This window comes from Bernardetia sp. Wsw4-3y2, from assembly GCF_037126295.1.
Taxonomy (GTDB): domain Bacteria; phylum Bacteroidota; class Bacteroidia; order Cytophagales; family Bernardetiaceae; genus Bernardetia.
Genome location: NZ_CP147017.1, coordinates 397,189 through 415,314, shown reverse-complemented (window position 1 = coordinate 415,314; position 18,126 = coordinate 397,189). Strand labels below are relative to the sequence as shown.

General features: G+C 30.6%; 13 protein-coding genes. 4 read left to right on the top strand and 9 right to left on the bottom strand.

Going from position 1 to position 18,126, the window contains the following annotated elements; translation table 11 throughout:
* The first annotated feature begins 79 nt into the window (after positions 1–79).
* Positions 80–430, top strand: a complete 351-nt coding sequence (locus V9L05_RS01710; RefSeq protein ID WP_338814136.1) for a hypothetical protein — start codon at positions 80–82, stop codon at positions 428–430.
* A 54-nt stretch (positions 431–484) separates the two neighbouring features.
* On the opposite strand, the gene V9L05_RS01705 is transcribed toward V9L05_RS01710, so the two are convergent.
* The 3 genes from V9L05_RS01705 to V9L05_RS01695 form a co-directional block, all read right to left on the bottom strand.
* Positions 485–1,804: an ABC transporter permease gene (locus V9L05_RS01705; RefSeq protein WP_338791224.1), complete on the bottom strand. Its 1,320-nt coding sequence runs from the start codon at positions 1,802–1,804 to the stop codon at positions 485–487.
* 206 nt (positions 1,805–2,010) lie between these two features.
* Positions 2,011–3,435 carry an ATP-binding protein gene (locus V9L05_RS01700; protein WP_338814135.1) on the bottom strand — a complete coding sequence of 475 codons (1,425 nt, stop codon included), beginning with the start codon at positions 3,433–3,435 and terminating at the stop codon, positions 2,011–2,013.
* Between the two features lie 379 nt (positions 3,436–3,814).
* Positions 3,815–4,513, bottom strand: coding sequence for an NAD-dependent deacylase (locus tag V9L05_RS01695; protein ID WP_338791226.1), 699 nt, complete (start codon positions 4,511–4,513; stop codon positions 3,815–3,817).
* 367 nt (positions 4,514–4,880) lie between these two features.
* Between V9L05_RS01695 and V9L05_RS01690 the strand changes: the two genes are divergently transcribed.
* The gene (locus V9L05_RS01690) at positions 4,881–6,146 is read left to right on the top strand and encodes a mechanosensitive ion channel domain-containing protein (protein ID WP_338814134.1); all 1,266 of its coding nucleotides are present in this window, start codon (positions 4,881–4,883) and stop codon (positions 6,144–6,146) included.
* A 306-nt stretch (positions 6,147–6,452) separates the two neighbouring features.
* On the opposite strand, the gene V9L05_RS01685 is transcribed toward V9L05_RS01690, so the two are convergent.
* Both V9L05_RS01685 and V9L05_RS01680 read right to left on the bottom strand, forming a co-directional pair.
* Entirely contained in the window at positions 6,453–7,547 is a 1,095-nt protein-coding gene (locus V9L05_RS01685; RefSeq protein WP_338814133.1) for a PIN domain-containing protein, read from the bottom strand.
* Between the two features lie 62 nt (positions 7,548–7,609).
* A complete protein-coding gene (locus V9L05_RS01680) occupies positions 7,610–9,880 on the bottom strand; it encodes a DUF262 domain-containing protein (protein ID WP_338814132.1) in 2,271 nt (756 codons plus the stop codon).
* 180 nt (positions 9,881–10,060) lie between these two features.
* On the opposite strand from V9L05_RS01680, the gene V9L05_RS01675 reads away from it, so the two are divergent.
* On the top strand, positions 10,061–10,894 hold the full coding sequence (locus tag V9L05_RS01675; RefSeq protein ID WP_338814131.1) for a TIGR02452 family protein: 834 nt from the start codon (positions 10,061–10,063) through the stop codon (positions 10,892–10,894).
* Between the two features lie 113 nt (positions 10,895–11,007).
* Here the strand turns inward: V9L05_RS01675 and V9L05_RS01670 are convergent, their stop codons facing one another.
* The 4 genes from V9L05_RS01670 to V9L05_RS01655 form a co-directional block, all read right to left on the bottom strand.
* Entirely contained in the window at positions 11,008–11,520 is a 513-nt protein-coding gene (locus tag V9L05_RS01670; RefSeq protein ID WP_338814130.1) for a DUF6252 family protein, read from the bottom strand.
* A gap of 373 nt (positions 11,521–11,893) precedes the next feature.
* Positions 11,894–12,154 (bottom strand): hypothetical protein, encoded by a 261-nt coding sequence (locus V9L05_RS01665; protein WP_338814129.1) that lies wholly within the window; start codon positions 12,152–12,154, stop codon positions 11,894–11,896.
* Positions 12,129–12,338 (bottom strand): hypothetical protein, encoded by a 210-nt coding sequence (locus V9L05_RS01660; protein WP_338814128.1) that lies wholly within the window; start codon positions 12,336–12,338, stop codon positions 12,129–12,131. Before V9L05_RS01660 ends, V9L05_RS01665 begins: the two co-directional genes overlap by 26 nt.
* Positions 12,339–12,414: 76 nt before the next feature.
* Positions 12,415–12,702 (bottom strand): hypothetical protein, encoded by a 288-nt coding sequence (locus V9L05_RS01655; RefSeq protein WP_338814127.1) that lies wholly within the window; start codon positions 12,700–12,702, stop codon positions 12,415–12,417.
* Positions 12,703–13,182: 480 nt separating this feature from the next.
* Here V9L05_RS01655 and V9L05_RS01650 point away from each other — a divergent pair, with 480 nt between their 5' ends.
* A complete protein-coding gene (locus tag V9L05_RS01650) occupies positions 13,183–17,895 on the top strand; it encodes a BspA family leucine-rich repeat surface protein (RefSeq protein WP_338814126.1) in 4,713 nt (1,570 codons plus the stop codon).
* Positions 17,896–18,126 lie beyond the last annotated feature (231 nt).

Below are 18,126 nucleotides of genomic sequence, written 5' to 3'. Positions count from 1 at the left end.
CTAACACTGCCTTTGTAATATTTTAACTTAACGACAAGAATAAACCTATTATCCTTATTCTTAAACAAATTTATAGATTATGTTCTTTAAAAAAATCTTCACAAGACCTAAAATAGAACGAGAAAAATTAGAAGTTCTCAAGGAAATTGCCTCTAAATTTGAGAATCAGATTTTTACAGAAAGTAATTATGATTTTATGTATGATGAGTTAAAGAGATTTAATAGTTTGGCTAATGTATATATAAAGCAGACTAATAAAGTTGTTTGTAAAGATTTGTGCATGCTACAAATTGCTCATCAAAAACGAGGTTTAGACAGAGATGTACTAGAAAACGAAGAGGAAAATAACAGAATTCCCTCTCAATACTTTTTTGAAACGATGATAAAAGTAATTGATTTTATTCTATTAAAATATGAAGTCAAAGAGTAAAAAATATGTATTTCATTACTTCTGACTTCATACATCTAACTTCTAATTTTATTTCTACGCCTTATAAAAAAGCCATTTAGAAACTTCTCTGTATGTTGGTTTTTTTCCGTACATCAAAATTCCTATTCTATAAATTCTTCCTACAAGCCAAGTTGTTCCTAAGAAAGTCAAGAATAAAATAATCATTGATAAAAATACTTCCCAAAGAGGTGGCTCAAATGGAATCCTGACCATCATAATAATAGGCGAAGTAAGAGGAAACATGGAAGCCCAAAAAGCAACTGTTCCGTCTGGATCATTTACAACCAAACCTATAATTCCGATAGCTGTAATTAATGGAATAGTAAGAGGAAGCATAAATTGCTGTGTGTCTGTTTGATTGTCTACAATTGAACCAACAGCACCATAAAGCGCACCATATACCAAATAACCCATTATGAAATAAAAACCAAAAGCTCCAATGATAAGAGGAAAATTAAGTGTTTGTACAGTTTCTAAAATATTTTGGACAGCCAAATCAGTTTCTAATTGTCCTGCCATTCCTCCAGATTGTGCAATAATAGCTTGTGCTTCTTCTTGAGTCATATTATTCTCTAAGGAAAAAACGGAAGAAACTACAAAAAACAAAACTAAACCGAGCACAATCCAAATTAAAAATTGTGTAAAAGCTACACAAGCCACACCAATTATTTTGCCTAACATAAGTTGAAAAGGCTTTACAGAAGAAATAATTACTTCTACAATTCGGTTTGTTTTTTCCTCCATTACACCACGCATCACTTGCGCTCCGTACAAGAAAATGAAAAAATAAATCATAACAGCACTCAAATAAGCAACAATACTAGCAACTGTCGAATCGGTACGAGTTTCTGTTGAGTAGAGAGGAGTAACTTTTAGTTGTACTTTCGTTTTAGCTTCTTTTATCAAAACAGGATTAAGTCCTAATTGAACCAATTTTTTTTCCTCTAGTTTTTTAGCAATTTCTCTTTCAATCTTTTTTTCTAATTGAATAGGAATGTTTTTATCAGCCAAAAGCAAAACACCATCTGTATTATCAGCCGTTATTCCTTTTGGAATCAGTAGTAAAGCATCAAAGTCTTTAGATTTTTCTTTTAAATTTTCTTTTGCTTCTTGAAGATTATTTTGAATAGGATAAATTAACTTGACATTCTCTATATCTGAAAGACCATCTAATAAATTTCCTTCGTCAACTACCTGAACTATAGTTTGTCCTGTGTCTAAAGATGTTAGCCAAGCAGGAATAACCATCAAAGCAACCACCAAAAAAGGAGCTAAAAGTGACATAACAATAAATGACTTTTTGCGCACTCTAGTCAAATATTCTCTTTCTATAATTATTTTTATCTTATTCATTATGTTTTATAGTTAATGCAAAGAAAGCAGGATATTGAAAATTAAAAAAATTCCTTTTGTAGTAGTAAACTAAACAAAATGAAGAAATTTATATCCAATCTGTCTATCAAAGGTAAACTATTGTTAGTAAAAGAACAAAATAAAATTTCTATGAAAACGACTTTACAAACTGATTGTAGAGAAGATAATTTTCACAACTAAAAATATTAAGATTGTCCTTTTATCGGAATACAAATCTCAAAAGTAGTTTGTCCGTTTTCAGAATTTACTTTTATGCTTCCTTTGTGTTGTTGGATAATTCGGTGGGTAATATCTAATCCTAGACCTGTTCCTTTTCCAATTTCTTTTGTCGTGAAAAATGGGTCAAATATTTGATTAATTATATCTTTTGGAATTCCTCCACCATTGTCTGTAATTTTTGTTAAAACAAAATCATGGTCATTTTTACTTTCTATTTTTAGTTTCCCTTCTCCATTTTCAGGCAATACATCAAGGGCATTATCTATAATATTTGTCCAAACTTGATTAATTTCACCTGCTTGTGCTTCTATTTTTGGTAAATTATCTTCAAAATTTAATTCTACATTTATATTTTTGACTTTAATTTTATGATTGAGCAAAGTCAAAGTATTTTCTATTCCTTCCACAATCGAAACTTGTGTAGCATCCGAACCTTTGTCCATGTGAGTATACGATTTGATAGATTGCACCAAATGACCGATTCTTTCCGAGGCATCTTTTATTTCTTGAATCGTTTTTTCAGTAATTAAATTATTACAAATCCAATTCAAAATAGGACTCAAATGTGCTTCTGAAACAATTTCCTCTACTCTTTCCAAATCATTTATTTCAAAATCATACTCTACAAAAGTTGGAGCAATATCGAAGGCATCTTTGACATCTCTATCTTCCATGTAATCTAACAATTCATCTTCTAAATTACTTTTTTGGAGGATAGATTTTTTAGTTTTTTGAGAAGTATTCTTATCTCTGTTTTTTAAATTATTTATTTTTTCAAATAAAAAATCATTGATTTGATCAACTTGCTCAGGATTTACTTTTATGGAAATTACATCTTTAAACTGCTCTGGTGTGTTTTGAAGATGTTTTTGTAAAGACTCGGCACTTCGTACAACTGCTGAAGCTGGGTTATTGAGTTCGTGTGCTAATCCTGCTGAAAGCTTTCCAAGCGAAACCATTTTTTCGGTCATTTGCTGATTTTTGGTAAACTCTCTCACTCGGGTTGTCATTCTTCTTACAAGTGCTTCTGTAAGTTCATAATTATTTTGGATAAGCTCTTGAAATTTTGTCTTCTCAAAACATAATAACTTTGTGGGTTCTAAAGCAATTCCATAACCTGTCGATTTTGTCATGCGAGAATACGGAAGCTGTCCTGTAATTTCGTGAGGTTCATAAATAGCAAGTTGTCGCATTTGTCCATTTTGAGCAATATAAAGACGAATTCTGCCACACAAAACGATATGCATGCAAGTTATTTCTTGATTTGGTTGAAACAAAAATTCTCCTTCTTCCAAATCTTGACATACTGATTCCTCTAAAAGCCATTCTAATTGATTTTCTGGAACTTCTTGAAAGTAGGGATTTTGTTTTAGGTATTCTAGGTTGCTCATATACTTGATGTTGTTTTTTTGAAAGTGCTACTAATTTAGTGATTTGTTGGAGATTATTTTTATAATTGAATTTAAAAAGTATGATAAGTTATTTGGTTGTTGGTGTCGCTTCGGTAAAACACCCAAAACAACATTGAATTTGAAGTTTTGGCTTTTCATGTCGATGAAAAAATAGAATTTATGAATCAGATTGAAGAAAAAATAGAATTTTAATACTAAAAATGCAATGGAACACAGATTTTACAGATTAAACTGATAAAACACAGATTTCTGAAAATAGCAATAGCACTTATTTATTAGCCCAAAAAACAAAAGGCAAGATACATAAAATAGTATTTTGCCTTTCATTCGTATTTTACCATTCAACATTTATAAGTTCTTAGTGCGTATAATCTCTCATCAAGATAGCTTCTAATTTTTTCATTCCTTTTGTTGCAACTTCTTCTATAAAATGAAGATTGGGTAGCGAACGAACAGAAGGAATTTTTGGGTCAATGATATATTTAGGAGTTTGACGAGGAGCATAATCAAGAAGACCAGCAGCAGGATAAACCAAAAGAGAAGTTCCGACCACTACAAAAATATCTGCACCCATGGCTTCCATCATAGCTTGTTCCATCATCGGAACAGGTTCGCCAAACCATACAATATACGGACGCATTTGTGAGCCTTTCGGACATCTTTCACCCATATTTAATTCCCAATTATCCATTTTAACAATATAGGATTCATCAACCGAACTTCTAGCTTTCATGAGTTCTCCATGAAGATGCAAAACGTGGGTTGAGCCTGCTCGTTCATGCAAATCATCTACATTTTGAGTAATGATGGTTACATCAAAGTTTCGTTCTAATTGAGCCAAGATTTTGTGTGCTTCATTAGGTTGTGCATCTAAAAGACCTCTTCTACGCTCATTATAAAAATTTAATACTTTCTGTGGGTCTGCGTCCCAACCTTCTGGAGAAGCTACTTCTTCTACTCGGTGTCCTTCCCAAAGCCCATCAGAAGCTCTAAAGGTTGCAATTCCACTTTCTGCACTTACGCCAGCACCTGTCAAGACTACAATTTTTTTACGCATAGGTATCGATGAATAGGATTTATAAGATATATAAGATTTTAGATTGCGAAACTTCCGAAACATTTATTAAGTCAATTTATAACCTAAATTTGATGATAGTTAAATAACTTAATTTCAAATTTTGATTGAATTTCAAATAAATATAATATGTATTTTTTTATTGCATCATTTTAATAATACAAAATGCAAAGTTCTCAAAATAATTTGAAATAGTGGTATATAATTTTAAAATAATTTAGTTTTATACTATAAATAATAATAGAATCAGAATAGAGATGCAATGAGTTTGAATTTCTTCTATTTTTTAAAGTTCTTTGTTCTATAACCGTATTTTAGCTATTCATGTTTTCAAATTTCAAATCTAATTATGCCTACTCCAGAACAAATTATACATTATTTTTATCGTCTATTTCGTAGTGCAGGTGTAGAGGTAGAGACTGCAAAATTTTTAAATGCGTTCATTTGCATCATTATTTTACTTGTTGTAGTTTATATTTTAGATCGTATTGTTAAGCAGCTTTTTGTAAATCTGATTACAAAAATCTCTACCCGAACTAGAAATCAATTTGATAATTTTTTGGTGAAAAATAATGCTGCTGGGCTTACAGCACATCTTTTTATACTTTTATTTATCGTCTATGCACTGCCTTTTGTGCTTTGGGATTTTCCTCAAACATACATTTATATAGAAAAAGCTGTCGATATATTTGGAGCGTTTGTAGTGGTTTTGTTAGTTCAGAGCGTTTTGAGAACTTTTAGTGATTATCTCAAAACGATGCCTACTTTTAGAGATAAGCCAATTCATAGTTATGTGCAAGTTTTTATGATTTTTGCTTGGTTGGCTGCTATTGTTTATATTTTTACAATTCTGACAAACAAATCTCCTTGGACATTTTTTTCTGCGTTGGGTGCGCTTTCTGCTGTAATTTTACTCATTTTTAGAGATACTATCTTGGGTTTTGTGGCAAGCATTCAAGTTACAGTCAATGACATGGTCAGAATTGGAGATTGGATAACAATGGAAAAATATGGTGCTGATGGCGATGTGATAGAAATTAGTTTAGCCACTGTAAAAGTTCAGAATTTTGATAACACTATTACAACTATTCCTACTTATTATCTGATTTCAGATTCATTCAGAAACTGGCGAGGAATGCAAAAAGCAGGTGGAAGAAGAATAAAACGTTCTATCCTTTTGAAAGTATCTAGTATTCATTATTTGAGTGAAGAAGATATAAAAGAACTCAAAAATATTGATTTGATAAAAGGCTATTTGGACACAATGGACAGCGAAGTCAATAATTACAACAAGGAACACAACAGCAACAAAACACTTCTTTTAAATGGAAAAAATATGACAAATTTGGGTGTCTTCAGAATTTATATTGAAGAGTATCTCAAACAAAATCCTCATATCAATAACGATATGCTGATGATGAGCAGGCAGCTAGAAGCTACTCCACAAGGTGTTCCCTTAGAAATTTATGCCTTTAGTAAGAGTAAAGAATGGTTAGAATATGAAAAAGTAGTTTCTGATATTTTTGACCATTTGTTTGCTGCCGTTCCTTATTTTAATCTACATCTTTTTGAAGCTCCTTCGAATGTTTTGGCGATTACTAGAGAGAAAAGGTAAGAATTAATTATGAATTATGAATTTAATTCTTCTAAACTGAGCCTAAACGTTATTAATTTAAGCATTTTTTCAACCGTCAACGAGGCTAAAGCCGTCGTTGAGGTAAATGATTTAGTCCTCGTTGACGGCAAAGCCTCAACGACGGTTAGACAAAGAAGCAAGCCTAAAACCTCCAATTCCTGCACACACATCTGTGAATGTGAAATTGTTTTTTGTTGTTTTTAATTTTGTAAAGATAGGGAGATTTTTGAAACTCCTTCGAATGTATTGGCTATAAAGAGGGCAAAAAAATAGACAATCAAAAAATTAATCTATAGTCATTTCTATAATATCTAGGTCATAAAGATCTATTTTTGTTAAATACTTTGAAGTGAATCTTCTTTTTAGATCAGGGATGTTAGGCAAAGAAACATGTATATTGTGAATATCTTCAGACTCACTTAGTGGTAATGATATTCCATAACCTATTTCTTCAATAAAAGAAATAAAAGATTTTGCAGAGGAAATATTACCTTTTACTTTTAAGTGTATATTAATTCGATTTTTATTTTCTTTTTCTCTATAGTTTTCAACTTCTTTTATTGTTTCATCATCTATATTTTTACCAAAGTAGTTATTCCATTCTTCAAGAAATTTCACAGGACGATAAAAAACAATTTTTTTAGTTGTTTGATCATAAAATTCTCTTACTAATTCTGGACGTGCTGATAAAGTAATATTCTGATTAATTAACCACCAATCTTCTTTTTCATCATCTAAGACAAACATTAAGTTCAAATTATCATCCTTTGCTTTTTTAAGAATTTGTTTCCATAATATCAAATCTCCATACTTATCATTATCAGGTTTTTTAGAATCACAATAGCCAGGTGGAATCTTTGTTTTGTATCTTTCTTCTCCTTCTTTGTATATATTTTTCAGTTCACTAGCTTCAAAACTATCTCCTACATTACCAACAAAAATAGAATTCAATTTTTCTAGAATTTCATCCTTCTTTATTTTAGAAAATAATTTTTTACTTGCTTCTTTTATTTCTTTATTAAAATCTTGTTGTATATTTCTAAAATTAGATAAAAGTTCATCAGAAAAAAAGGGACTTTGACGTTTGTTTTCTATTTCTTTTAAAAGTTTATGAAAGTTTTCTTCAAAATCACTATATTTTTTTCTTTGATCCATTATCACTTTTATTCTATTTCTATGAAATTCTAATCCTACTTGATTGGGAATCCAAACTCTGTCTTTTATTTTATCTATACTAGATAAAAATTGAGATGAAGTAGTAGGAGAATATCTGTACAGATTTAGCAAAACATTTGTATCAAATACAAATATGGATTCTGTCCACAATTCTTTTATTTCTTTAGAAGAAATAGGATTATATTCAAAAAAATTCTGATACATAGTAAAATGTTTTAAAAGATCTTTATAAGTTTAGATTATTATGTTCAAATACTAGATGATAGTTATTGTTTGTATTTACTCCAAAAGCTTTCTATCATTTTCTCAAACTCTGATTTGCTTTTAATATTGTTCATAGAAGAAAATAAATATTTCAAATCTCTTTTTAAATCTGTATTACTATTTTGAATCGCTTTCATATCTATTTTAGATAAGAAATGCCAAAGAGCATAAAAACCTTGTTGTGTTCTTCTTCTATTGTAAATATTTAGGATAGCATCAAGATTTTTGCTTAGTAAATCATCATTTTCACTATCCTTAGTTTTAGTAATAAACTTTACTTTTTCTATAAAAATCGTTTCTAATTTATCACATGCTATTAGAAAATCTTCACTTAAACTTGGATTTTCTAATAGTTTAGTAATTTCAGTTTTAGATCTAATACGAAAATTTATTTTATTTCCTACTTTGTAGTATTCTAAAGGTTGAGATATACTCTTATTATTACTAGATTCATATTCAAGATATGATAAAGCCGTGTAAATATTTTCATTAGTCATTCGAGAATCATTTTTTCTAACATAGAACCAATCCTTATTTGATTTAAATATATCTTTTATTTTATCAATTATATTCCTGTTTATATAAGAGTTCCACATTTCAAAAGTATTCTCTTTAATTGGATAAGGCTTACGATTTAATCTGAGGAATAAATCAATAGGCTCAAAATCTTTGTTATATCTATGATTAATCTCTATTATCCATAAATCAAAGTTTTTTATTTTCTTTACTAATTCTGAGTCTAAATTATCTACATTTAGTCCATCTAAATTCTTTAATATCCCATTTTTAAGACTTAAAGAGTATCCATGTTTAGCTGATTTTTGCTTTTGATTATTCTCATCAAGATATTCATTTTTGAGAAAACCTAGTATAGACAATAATCTTTGTTGTCCATCTAAAACTTCTGAAACGCCATCTTCTCTTTTATATACAAAAATTGGAGGTAGTTTTATGCCTAATAAAATACTTTCGATAATAGCAGATGATTTGTTTTTGTTTATTACTTCTTCTCGTTGATAGGGTGGACGAATTAAAAAACGTTGTCTTTCCATTTGCCTACAAATATCTACGATCGTTATAGATGAAGGTTCTGGTTTATTTATTCTTAGATCATCAAAACTTGTTTCTTGTATTCTTGTAGGCACTATAGACCTTTTTTCTTTATTTTTATTTTTAAATTCTTTAGAAGTATTTATATAGTTGCTGAAAGAAATCTGTAAATTTTCTTCAAAATATTTTGCTGTAACCATATATCTATTTTGGAGTTCTTTGGAAAAAGAACTCCTGTCCATTTCAAATGCAGATTTATTTTTTTCTACATAATTAACAAAATCAATTATAAAATCCTTATCTATGTTTTTTAGTTGATAATCTTCTGCAGAAATCACAGATAAAGCCCAGAAGGTACATTCAGAAACTAAACGATTGAAAAAAAAACCTTTCTTGTTAAATTCATTTTGAGCTATATTCAATATATTAATTTTTTCAATCATACTACTAAATATTTCTTCTGTTTGTTCTATATTGATTTGAGAAAATAACATCTCATAGTATTCTGAAATAACACCATCTTTTTTTGCAGCATAGTATTTTATAGGGATTTTATGTTGTACTAATAACTGTCTTATTTTTTTTAATAAAATTTGAATACTGTTCTTTTCAAAATAAAAAAGAGTAGAAATTTCGCTAAAAAGCCTTTTATCTTTTTCTAATTTACCTTGTATATAGGAATTTAGATTATCTTCTAAGTAATATGCCTTATCTATTTGTGTAGGTTTTAAGGGAGTGATACCAGAATTATATCTTCTAAAAATTTCCTTTTTTACTCTATCTTCCATTTCGTCATTATAGGACTTAATGTAAAAACTAAATTCTATAATTCTTAATTTAGTGTCCCAAAAAACATCTTTTAATTCTCCTATGTCTTTAAAAGATTTAGAAACTATACCTATTTCACTTAGTTTATGTAAACCTGATTTTCTGAGTTTGAATTCATCCCTTATAAATCTAAGTATGGTTTGATATCTTTGCCTTCCATCAATTATTTCTATTTTCTCACCACTTCTAAAATAAACAATCGGAGGAATTTCAGTTCCAAGCAAAATACTCTCAATAAAATAAGTAGCTTTTTCATCATCCCAAACATAATTTCTTTGATACTCAGGATCATACTTTGTATTACCTAAAGTTTCCTCATTATTAAATAATGTTTCTATTGATACAACTTTAGGTTCTATTTTTATTGCATCTTCAAACATCTCACTTATTTCCATTTTTATTATTTGTATAAAATGTAGTAATTATCAAGAATTAAAAAAGGTAAAATATGATGTATATTTTGAAAAAAAAATAGACATTAATATGCTACCAAGCAAATATAAATAAAATTCCGAACTAAAACCCCACAAAAAACTGTTTGCCAAAAAAACAACTAACAACTAAAACAAACAGAAATGCAAAAATCAAGACGTATAAGCATTGCAAAAGATACCGTTGAGGTAATCAAAAATGGTTTTTATATCAATCAGAAAGGCGAAAAAGTAGATATATCAGAAATTCAAGAACAAGCACAGAAAAATTCAGAGCTTTTTGAAGCAAATGATAATTTTATGTTAGAAGCTCATTATGAACCTCTAAAAAGCGTAAAAAGAAAGTTTTATACACAAAATGAATCCGTTATGGTCGTAATTGATAATCTATTGAAGGCGAATAATGAACCTGTTTTCTGTCTGAATTTCGCTTCTGCCAAAAATATTGGAGGTGGTTTTCTGACAGGCGCACAAGCACAAGAGGAATCTATCGCACGAGTAACAGGACTAAGTGCGTGCTGTTTTGAGTTTTTTGAAGAATATTATCAGTTTCATCGCAGTAGAAAAAGTATGCTTTATACCGATACGATGATTTATTCGCCTACTGTTCCGATTTTTAAAAATGATGAAGGAGAATATTTAGACAAACCACAAAAAGTAAGTATTCTGACTTCGGCTGCCGTAAACGCAGGAGTGGTAAAACGCCAAGAAAGAGATAAAATAGAGCAAATTATTCCTGTTATGTATCAGCGAACCGAAAAAGTATTGGCTATCGCTCATCGTAACGGCTACAAAAATTTAGTTTTGGGAGCGTGGGGCTGTGGAGTTTTTCAAAACGAACCTGCTGATATTGCTAAAATTTTTCACGACCTTTTGACTACAAAATTTGAAAACTGCTTCGAAGAAGTTGTCTTTGCCATCAAAACCAATCAAGAAAAAATTATTAATCCTTTTTTGAAGTATTTTCCTGAATATTAAAGTGCTTTATGAAACAATGTCAAAATAAAAAAAGCAAAATCTAAAAATAGAATTTGCTTTTTGATAAATACTTTCTTACCCAAAGTAAATTTTTACTACTACTATCAAAAAAACTAGATTTTTACATTAAATTTCCCTTCTGTAATCGTTCTTGTTTCAGAGCCATTACTTCCAGTAAATTCAAATGTTCCTTTTGCTCTTCCATCTGCTACTTCTGTGATATTGACTTGTCCACTTCCCAAAATAAAGTTTGCTGTAAAAATTTTATCAGCTGTAGTTCCTTCTGACCAAACAGCAGTACTTGCTGGCGAATTAAAAGTATATGTCCCTGTTCCTTGATAATCTGCAATAACAATATTAATCTGACGAACTGAAGAAGAAGAGTTTGCTGTTCCTGCAAAAGTAAAAACACCACCCGAAATGGTTGCTTGTACAGCTAAAGTAGCTTCAAAAGCTTGTCCATCTACTTTTGCAGACATACTTCCTCCTGCTAATTCTGTTCCTTCGTTTGGATTTTCATCCTCGTCATCATCTTTACAGCCTACAAAAGCTATTGAACAAACTAAAAGAAGAATGAATAATTTGCTAAAATTAAATACTGAAAATATTTTTTTTGTGGTTTTCATAAATTTGGTGTTTTAAGATTTTGTAAAAATTATCTTTTTTGTATAAAACTATAAAACAAATTTACAAGTCTTTTGAAACAAAGTCCATACGTAGTTTTGGGTATTTTTAAAGGTTATTACGGTTATTTTTGTATAACAGTCTTCTAGACTGTTGAATTTGATAAAATACTGTTTTTGATGTTCAGACTGGAAGTCCTTTAGGTTTGTAGTTATTATGTAAAGTTGCAAAATCAATGTTTTTTTCTTTTTTTGTAATAAAGAAAAAACGTGGCAGAAAAATAGGCGAATTATTGGAAGTCTAGGAGATAAAGGCAGAATTGTTGATGTTCTACCAGCAGCTGATATAAGAATGACACCAGCTACAACAGGTATTTTAATTACTTCTGTACAACATAATTTTTACAGAAATGTAGAAAAAGTAAGCGATTAGAAAGTAATCTTCTTGTTTGGAAGAGCCTGTACTAACCTTATCATCTTCTCTAAAATCATTACTTCTACCAAAACTAGCTTTAACAATATCTGGAGTGATGATGTGAGTAACCCATCTCGCCTGTTCAAATTTCTCAGCATAACCAAGAATCATTGCTGAATGTGTAATTACTTCGTCTTTAAAATTCTGATTTTGGTAAGCCAACGGTATTCAAATCTTCAATAATTTTCAGAAGTTTTAAGCTGTCCAACTCATTTGTTGTGATGATTAATTTTTGCTCTAAACTCTCTTGTTCTTGCTTAAAGGTCTGAATTTGTTCGCTTAATGTTTGAGCTTTTGAACTAGTAAAGCAAAAAAATACAATCGAAAGGATAAACAATTTTCTCATTTTGAATAAAGGGTTTTGTGGTAGGAATAGAAATATACAAAAACCTTATTAGTTTATAATTTAGAACTCTGAAAATTTACTTTTTATTTAGAGCCTTGTCTAGCAGATTTTGAGTAACCTCCAATTGGTACTTTAAAAATTTTACTTCATCCCTAAGAAATTCATTCTCTTTTTTTATTACTTCCAATTCTACAGAATGATTGCTCTGATAAATATCACTTAACTTTTTTGATTGATTGATGATGTTATGATGGTCTCCCATAACGTAATTTTTATTTTTAAAATTATCAAAAATGCTGTCAGCTTGCAAAAACACAATATTTTGTTGTATTGGAGGTGTTTTTTTATTATCTAAGTTTTCCAATGTCGTAAAAATGCTTTCATAAAAATAAAAAGTATTCTAAGTTCGGAGAGTTAGTGATTTGGTAGATAGAAATACAATAAGAAAAGACCACCTAAATTATTTAAGTAGTCTTGATAAATTATACTTTCCTTATATACTTAATGACAAAAAACACTTCGTAATTACAGATTTTATATTAAAAAAATCAATTACTTTATAAGCTATTGCTTTTCAGAAACTTAGAATTATTATGTTTTTTAGAGTTTGTTAAGGGATGTTAAGGAATTTAGAATAGCTTTATTCTATTAATACTAGATAATGATTCTTTTTTTCTGTAAAAAAGCATGTGTTTCCATAAATAAAAATGTACCTTTGTGTCTACAAATCCCCTCTATTGCTATTTATTTTATTTCTACACAGAATTATTCACAGTTATAAATTATATTCTCAATCCCAAGAATAGTAATTTTTAATTTCATAATTCGTAATTCAATTTCTTTGATGATAAAATTATATTCTAATTTTAGAAACCAAATCAAAACTATACTATTTGGTTTTTCTCTGTTGTTTACTTTTTTCTTTTTTAGCATTCAGACAGCCGAAGCACAAGCCTTTCGTACTACTTGGGTAACTGATGATGGTACAATCACTATTCCTACCAATGCCTCTAGTGGGACGTACAATTATACCGTTTGGTGGAGAAACCTTAGTGGTGGAGGTGGTAGTGGTTATAGGTCAGAGCGAACAGGAAATTATACTATTACAGGACTTACAAATGGAGCTACTTATGAAATAGCTATTACAGGAGATTTTCCTCATTTTTCCATGAATCATGATAACCGACGAGAAAGAATAAAACTTAGAAGCATAGAATCATGGGGAGATATTGCTTGGACAAGTATGGAAAATGCTTTTTATGGTTGTACTAATCTGATGTTGAATGCTAATGATGTGCCCAATCTTTCAGGAGTCAGTAGTTTGGAATTTATGTTTCGTAATTGTACTGCTTTTGATGCTAGTATTGGAAATTGGAATACTGATTCAGTAAGAGATATGAGAGGTATGTTTTCTGGTGCTACTTCTTTTAATCAACCTATTGGAAATTGGAATACTGATTCAGTAAGAATTATGAGAGATATGTTTTCTGGTGCTACTTCATTCAATCAACCTATTGGAAACTGGAATATAGAAAATGTATGGGATATGGCTAATATGTTTTCTGGTGCTACTTCATTCAACCAACCCATTGGGAATTGGAATACAGAATCAGGAAGTTACATGATGTCCATGTTCGAGAATGCCACCTCATTTAATCAACCCATTGGAAATTGGAATACAAGCAATGTAGTCGGTATGAGGAGAATGTTTCAGAATGCCATTTCTTTTAATCAAAATATAGGAAGTTGGAACGTAGAAAGCATTTATCAAGCTCCTTATAATGGTGGAATGTTAGATATGCTAAACAATTCTGGAATAAATATGCAAAATTATAATTCAATACTAATAGGTTGGTCTTCACAAAGTTTAAGTTCAATAATAAAGTTAGGAGCTAATGGTTTGACTTACTGTAGTGCTACAGCAGTAACAGCTCGTAATATTCTTACTTCTACTCCTAATCATTGGAGGATTACAGGTGATTCATTGAGTGGTGATGGAGCAGCAATAAGCAATACTACTTTACCTCAAAATCAATTTGATTTGTGTGCAAATACACCCACTACTCTTAAAGCAGATGGTAACGGAATTATACTTTGGTACAACTCATCTAGTAGTATTACTCCTATTTACATGGGAAGTAGTTTTACGACTCCTATTTTGACAACCGATTCTACTTATTTTTATGTACAAGATTCTGTTACAGGTTGTGGAGTTAGTAATAGATTAGAAATACTAGTTACTACTTCATCAATGGAAAACATCACTCCACCACAAAATCAGTATGGAGTGTGTTTGAATGATACTACTGTACTAGAAGTTAGTGGAAACGGAATGGTTTATTGGTATGACTCTCCAACGAGTACTACCCCAATCCACATAGGAACTCGTTTTACTACGCCACCTCTGACACAAGATTCTACCTATTTCTATGCTTTTGATTCTATTGTTGGTTGTAATAATGAAAGATTGGAGTTATTAGTTACTGCTTTATCATCATTAAACGCAGTCAGTAAAACAAATTATACAGCTTATTTAGATGCTACTGGACAAGTTGAGGTAGATGCTATTCTATTGGATAGCATTAGTTCAGCAGGTTGTGGAAATACCATTGCTTCTTATCTTTATGATGATACAGGACTAGCTACTCGTTCTTTTTCTTGTGCTGATACAAATGCAATCCATAATGTAGTTTTCAGAATTACAGATAATAATGGAAATATAGAAACTTCTCCGACACTTATTCATGTGAAAGATACAATTCGTCCAGTGGTTTCTGTCAGAACTCTTCCAGTAGTATTTAATGTATCTAATCAAGCTACTATTTCGGCTAGAGATTTTATTACTTCTTTAAGTGATAATTGTACAGATTCGGCAGACATAAGTGTAGTATTCAATGACACAGGATTAGAAACTAGATTTTTTGATTGTGGAACTACATCTATAAGAAATATTAGTTTACGAATTGCAGACCGAGCAGGAAATCAAGTTATCCAGCCAGTAGTTATTAGTCCTTCTGCTACAAATTATGACTTCAATGTAAATATTATTGCTGGAACATTCCGTCCTGCCATAGCTTCAACTATTACAGTTCTTACAAATAATTACTCTTGCGCTCCCAAATCTGGTGAGCTAAAAGTTACTTTGCCTTCTAATGTAACTTATAATTCTGCTTCTATCACTCCAAACAGAATTGCAGGAAATAATCTCTTTTGGGATGTTACTGATTTGAGTTTTGATAGAAATTTTGTGGTTAGAGTTTCTGTAACTCCAAATACTAGTTTGATTATCGGTAACCGAGTTTGTTTTGCAGTACATATTACGCCTGAAGTAAATGACCTTACTCGTTTGAATAACTTAAAAAACTACTGTTTTCCAATCGTAAATTCGTATGACCCGAACGACAAACAAGTCTATCCACAAGGAATCTGTGATGAGAAATTTACGAAGCGTTCAGATTTGCCTCTGACTTATACAATCCGTTTTCAAAACACAGGAAATGCGCCTGCTTTGAATGTAAATATTGTGGATTCATTAAGCACTTTATTGGATAGAAGTTCATTGAGAGTAGTCGGAACAAGCCATCCGATGGTCGTTGATACAACTGCAAATAGTAGTGTTATTAATTTCCGTTTTGATGATATTAATCTGCATGATAGCACTTCTAGCCCAGAACTTAGTCAAGGGTATGTTATTTTTGAACTTGATGAAATTGCAGCACATACAGATACATCAAGAATTGAAAATAAATCTTACATCTATTTTGATACCAATGCTCCAATTATCACAAATACAGTCAAAAACACCATTTTGGATGTCTTGCCTTTATGTGATCCTGCTGGTGGTTCAAATCCACCAATTGCAGATTGCCAGTTGCCAACTAATTTGACAGCAGAAGCACTTTCTGCAACAAGAGTAAAATTATCTTGGGCAACTCCAGCAAATTCAAATGCTATCAATTATGAAATTTGGAGAAATAATCAGTTACTAGAAACTATTGTTTCTTCTCAATTATCATTTATTGATTCATTAGTTAGTTCAAGCACACAATATACCTATTCTATAAAAGCTATTTGTGGAAATAATACAGCAACTTCAAACTTTGTTCAAGTACGTACCATTCCATCAACGCCAACTTTATTTTCTTTAGAAGCTGCTTGTAAAGGAGAAAGTGGCACAATTGAAGTACGAAGTAGTGGAGCTGTCTATCGTGTTTATACTTCTCAAGATGCTACAACACCACTTTTTGAAACATCTAATGCAACTATTCAAACACCTGCTTTGAATGATACAACTACTTTTTATATTTCGGTTATTATAAATAGCTTAGAAAGTGAACGATTAGAAGTTGTTGTTCCAATAAAAGAAGTTTTTGAGGCAATTGTTGAGCAAGGAAGTTTGTTCGAATCGTGTACCAATACCTTTACACTTTCAGCCAACGAAGTAGAAAATGCTTCTTATCTTTGGTTTAGAGATAATATTCAGGTAGGAAATACAAGAGCATTAGTTGTTTCTTTTGAAGGAAATTATACTGTAAGAATTTCAAAAGAAGGTTGTTTTGCTGTTTCTGAAGCTACAAAAGTGGTTTTTGTAGATGCTCCAACTGCCAAAATTGAACAAGGAAGTGAAGTTACTTTCTGTGGAAATGGAATGCTAAATGCTCAAGATACAAGCTCAAATGTAACCTATACTTGGTCTTTAAATGGAACAGATGTAGGAACAGGAACATCAATTTCAGTTTCAGAGTCTGGAAACTATACTTTAACAGCAAGTCAGCCTTCGTGTTTGGATAGTGTGAGTATTGCTGTTACAATTACAGATTTGCCTGCTATGGTTCTTTCTGCTGATAAAACAGAAATTTGTTCAAGTGAAGAAACAAGGCTTTCTGTAACAACTGGCACAGGTTTTACTTACAAGTGGTTTAGAAATGATACAGCTATTTCAAATGATTCGTCTACTTTAGTAACTTTTGAAATTGGAACTTACAAAGTAGAAATTACAACAACAGAAGGTTGTCAAGTAGAATCAAATGAAATAGAAATCACAGAAGCACAAGCTCAAAATGCAACGATTACGATAAACAGAGAAAATTCTGTTGACAAAACAATTACTGTTTCGTCTTCTGATTCTATTGTTTCAGTAGTTTGGTTTAAAGATGGAACTGAAGTAGCTAGTTTTGCAAATCAAAGAACGATTGAACCAACTGAAAGTGGAAATTACAAAGCAAAAGTAACTTATATTTCAGGCTGTGAATTTGAAACCGAAGAAAAAGCATTTACTTTCGATATAGAAACTGGAATTGAAGAAGAATCTGCTAAAATATTTACTGTCTATCCAAATCCAAATACTGGTTCGTTTAAAGTAGAATTTGCTACAACTACTAACCAAAAGACAAATCTTGTTGTAGTGGATGCACTGGGTAGAACTATTTACAGTAAAGAAATTTCTAGAAACGAAAAAACTACTACTATTACACTTCCAAAAATAAGTGCAGGTGTTTATGTAGTTCAGATTATTTCTCAAGGAAAAGTATATACAAAACAACTGGTTATTCAATAAAAAAGAGTTGTCTAATCCTGAAAAAAGAAAAATCAGGCAATCTATAAGACTGCCTGATTTTTCTTTTTTAGAGGTTCTTAATTGAATATTTTCTTCTTGATAGATTGGATAAGGCAATACTTCAAAAAACAAACTCATTCAATTCCTTTTTGATCTATTTCCATTGATGGAAGTGGTGGTTCATGTAAGTGTGGAGCTTTTATACATACCACTAAATACAGTCATCATTTT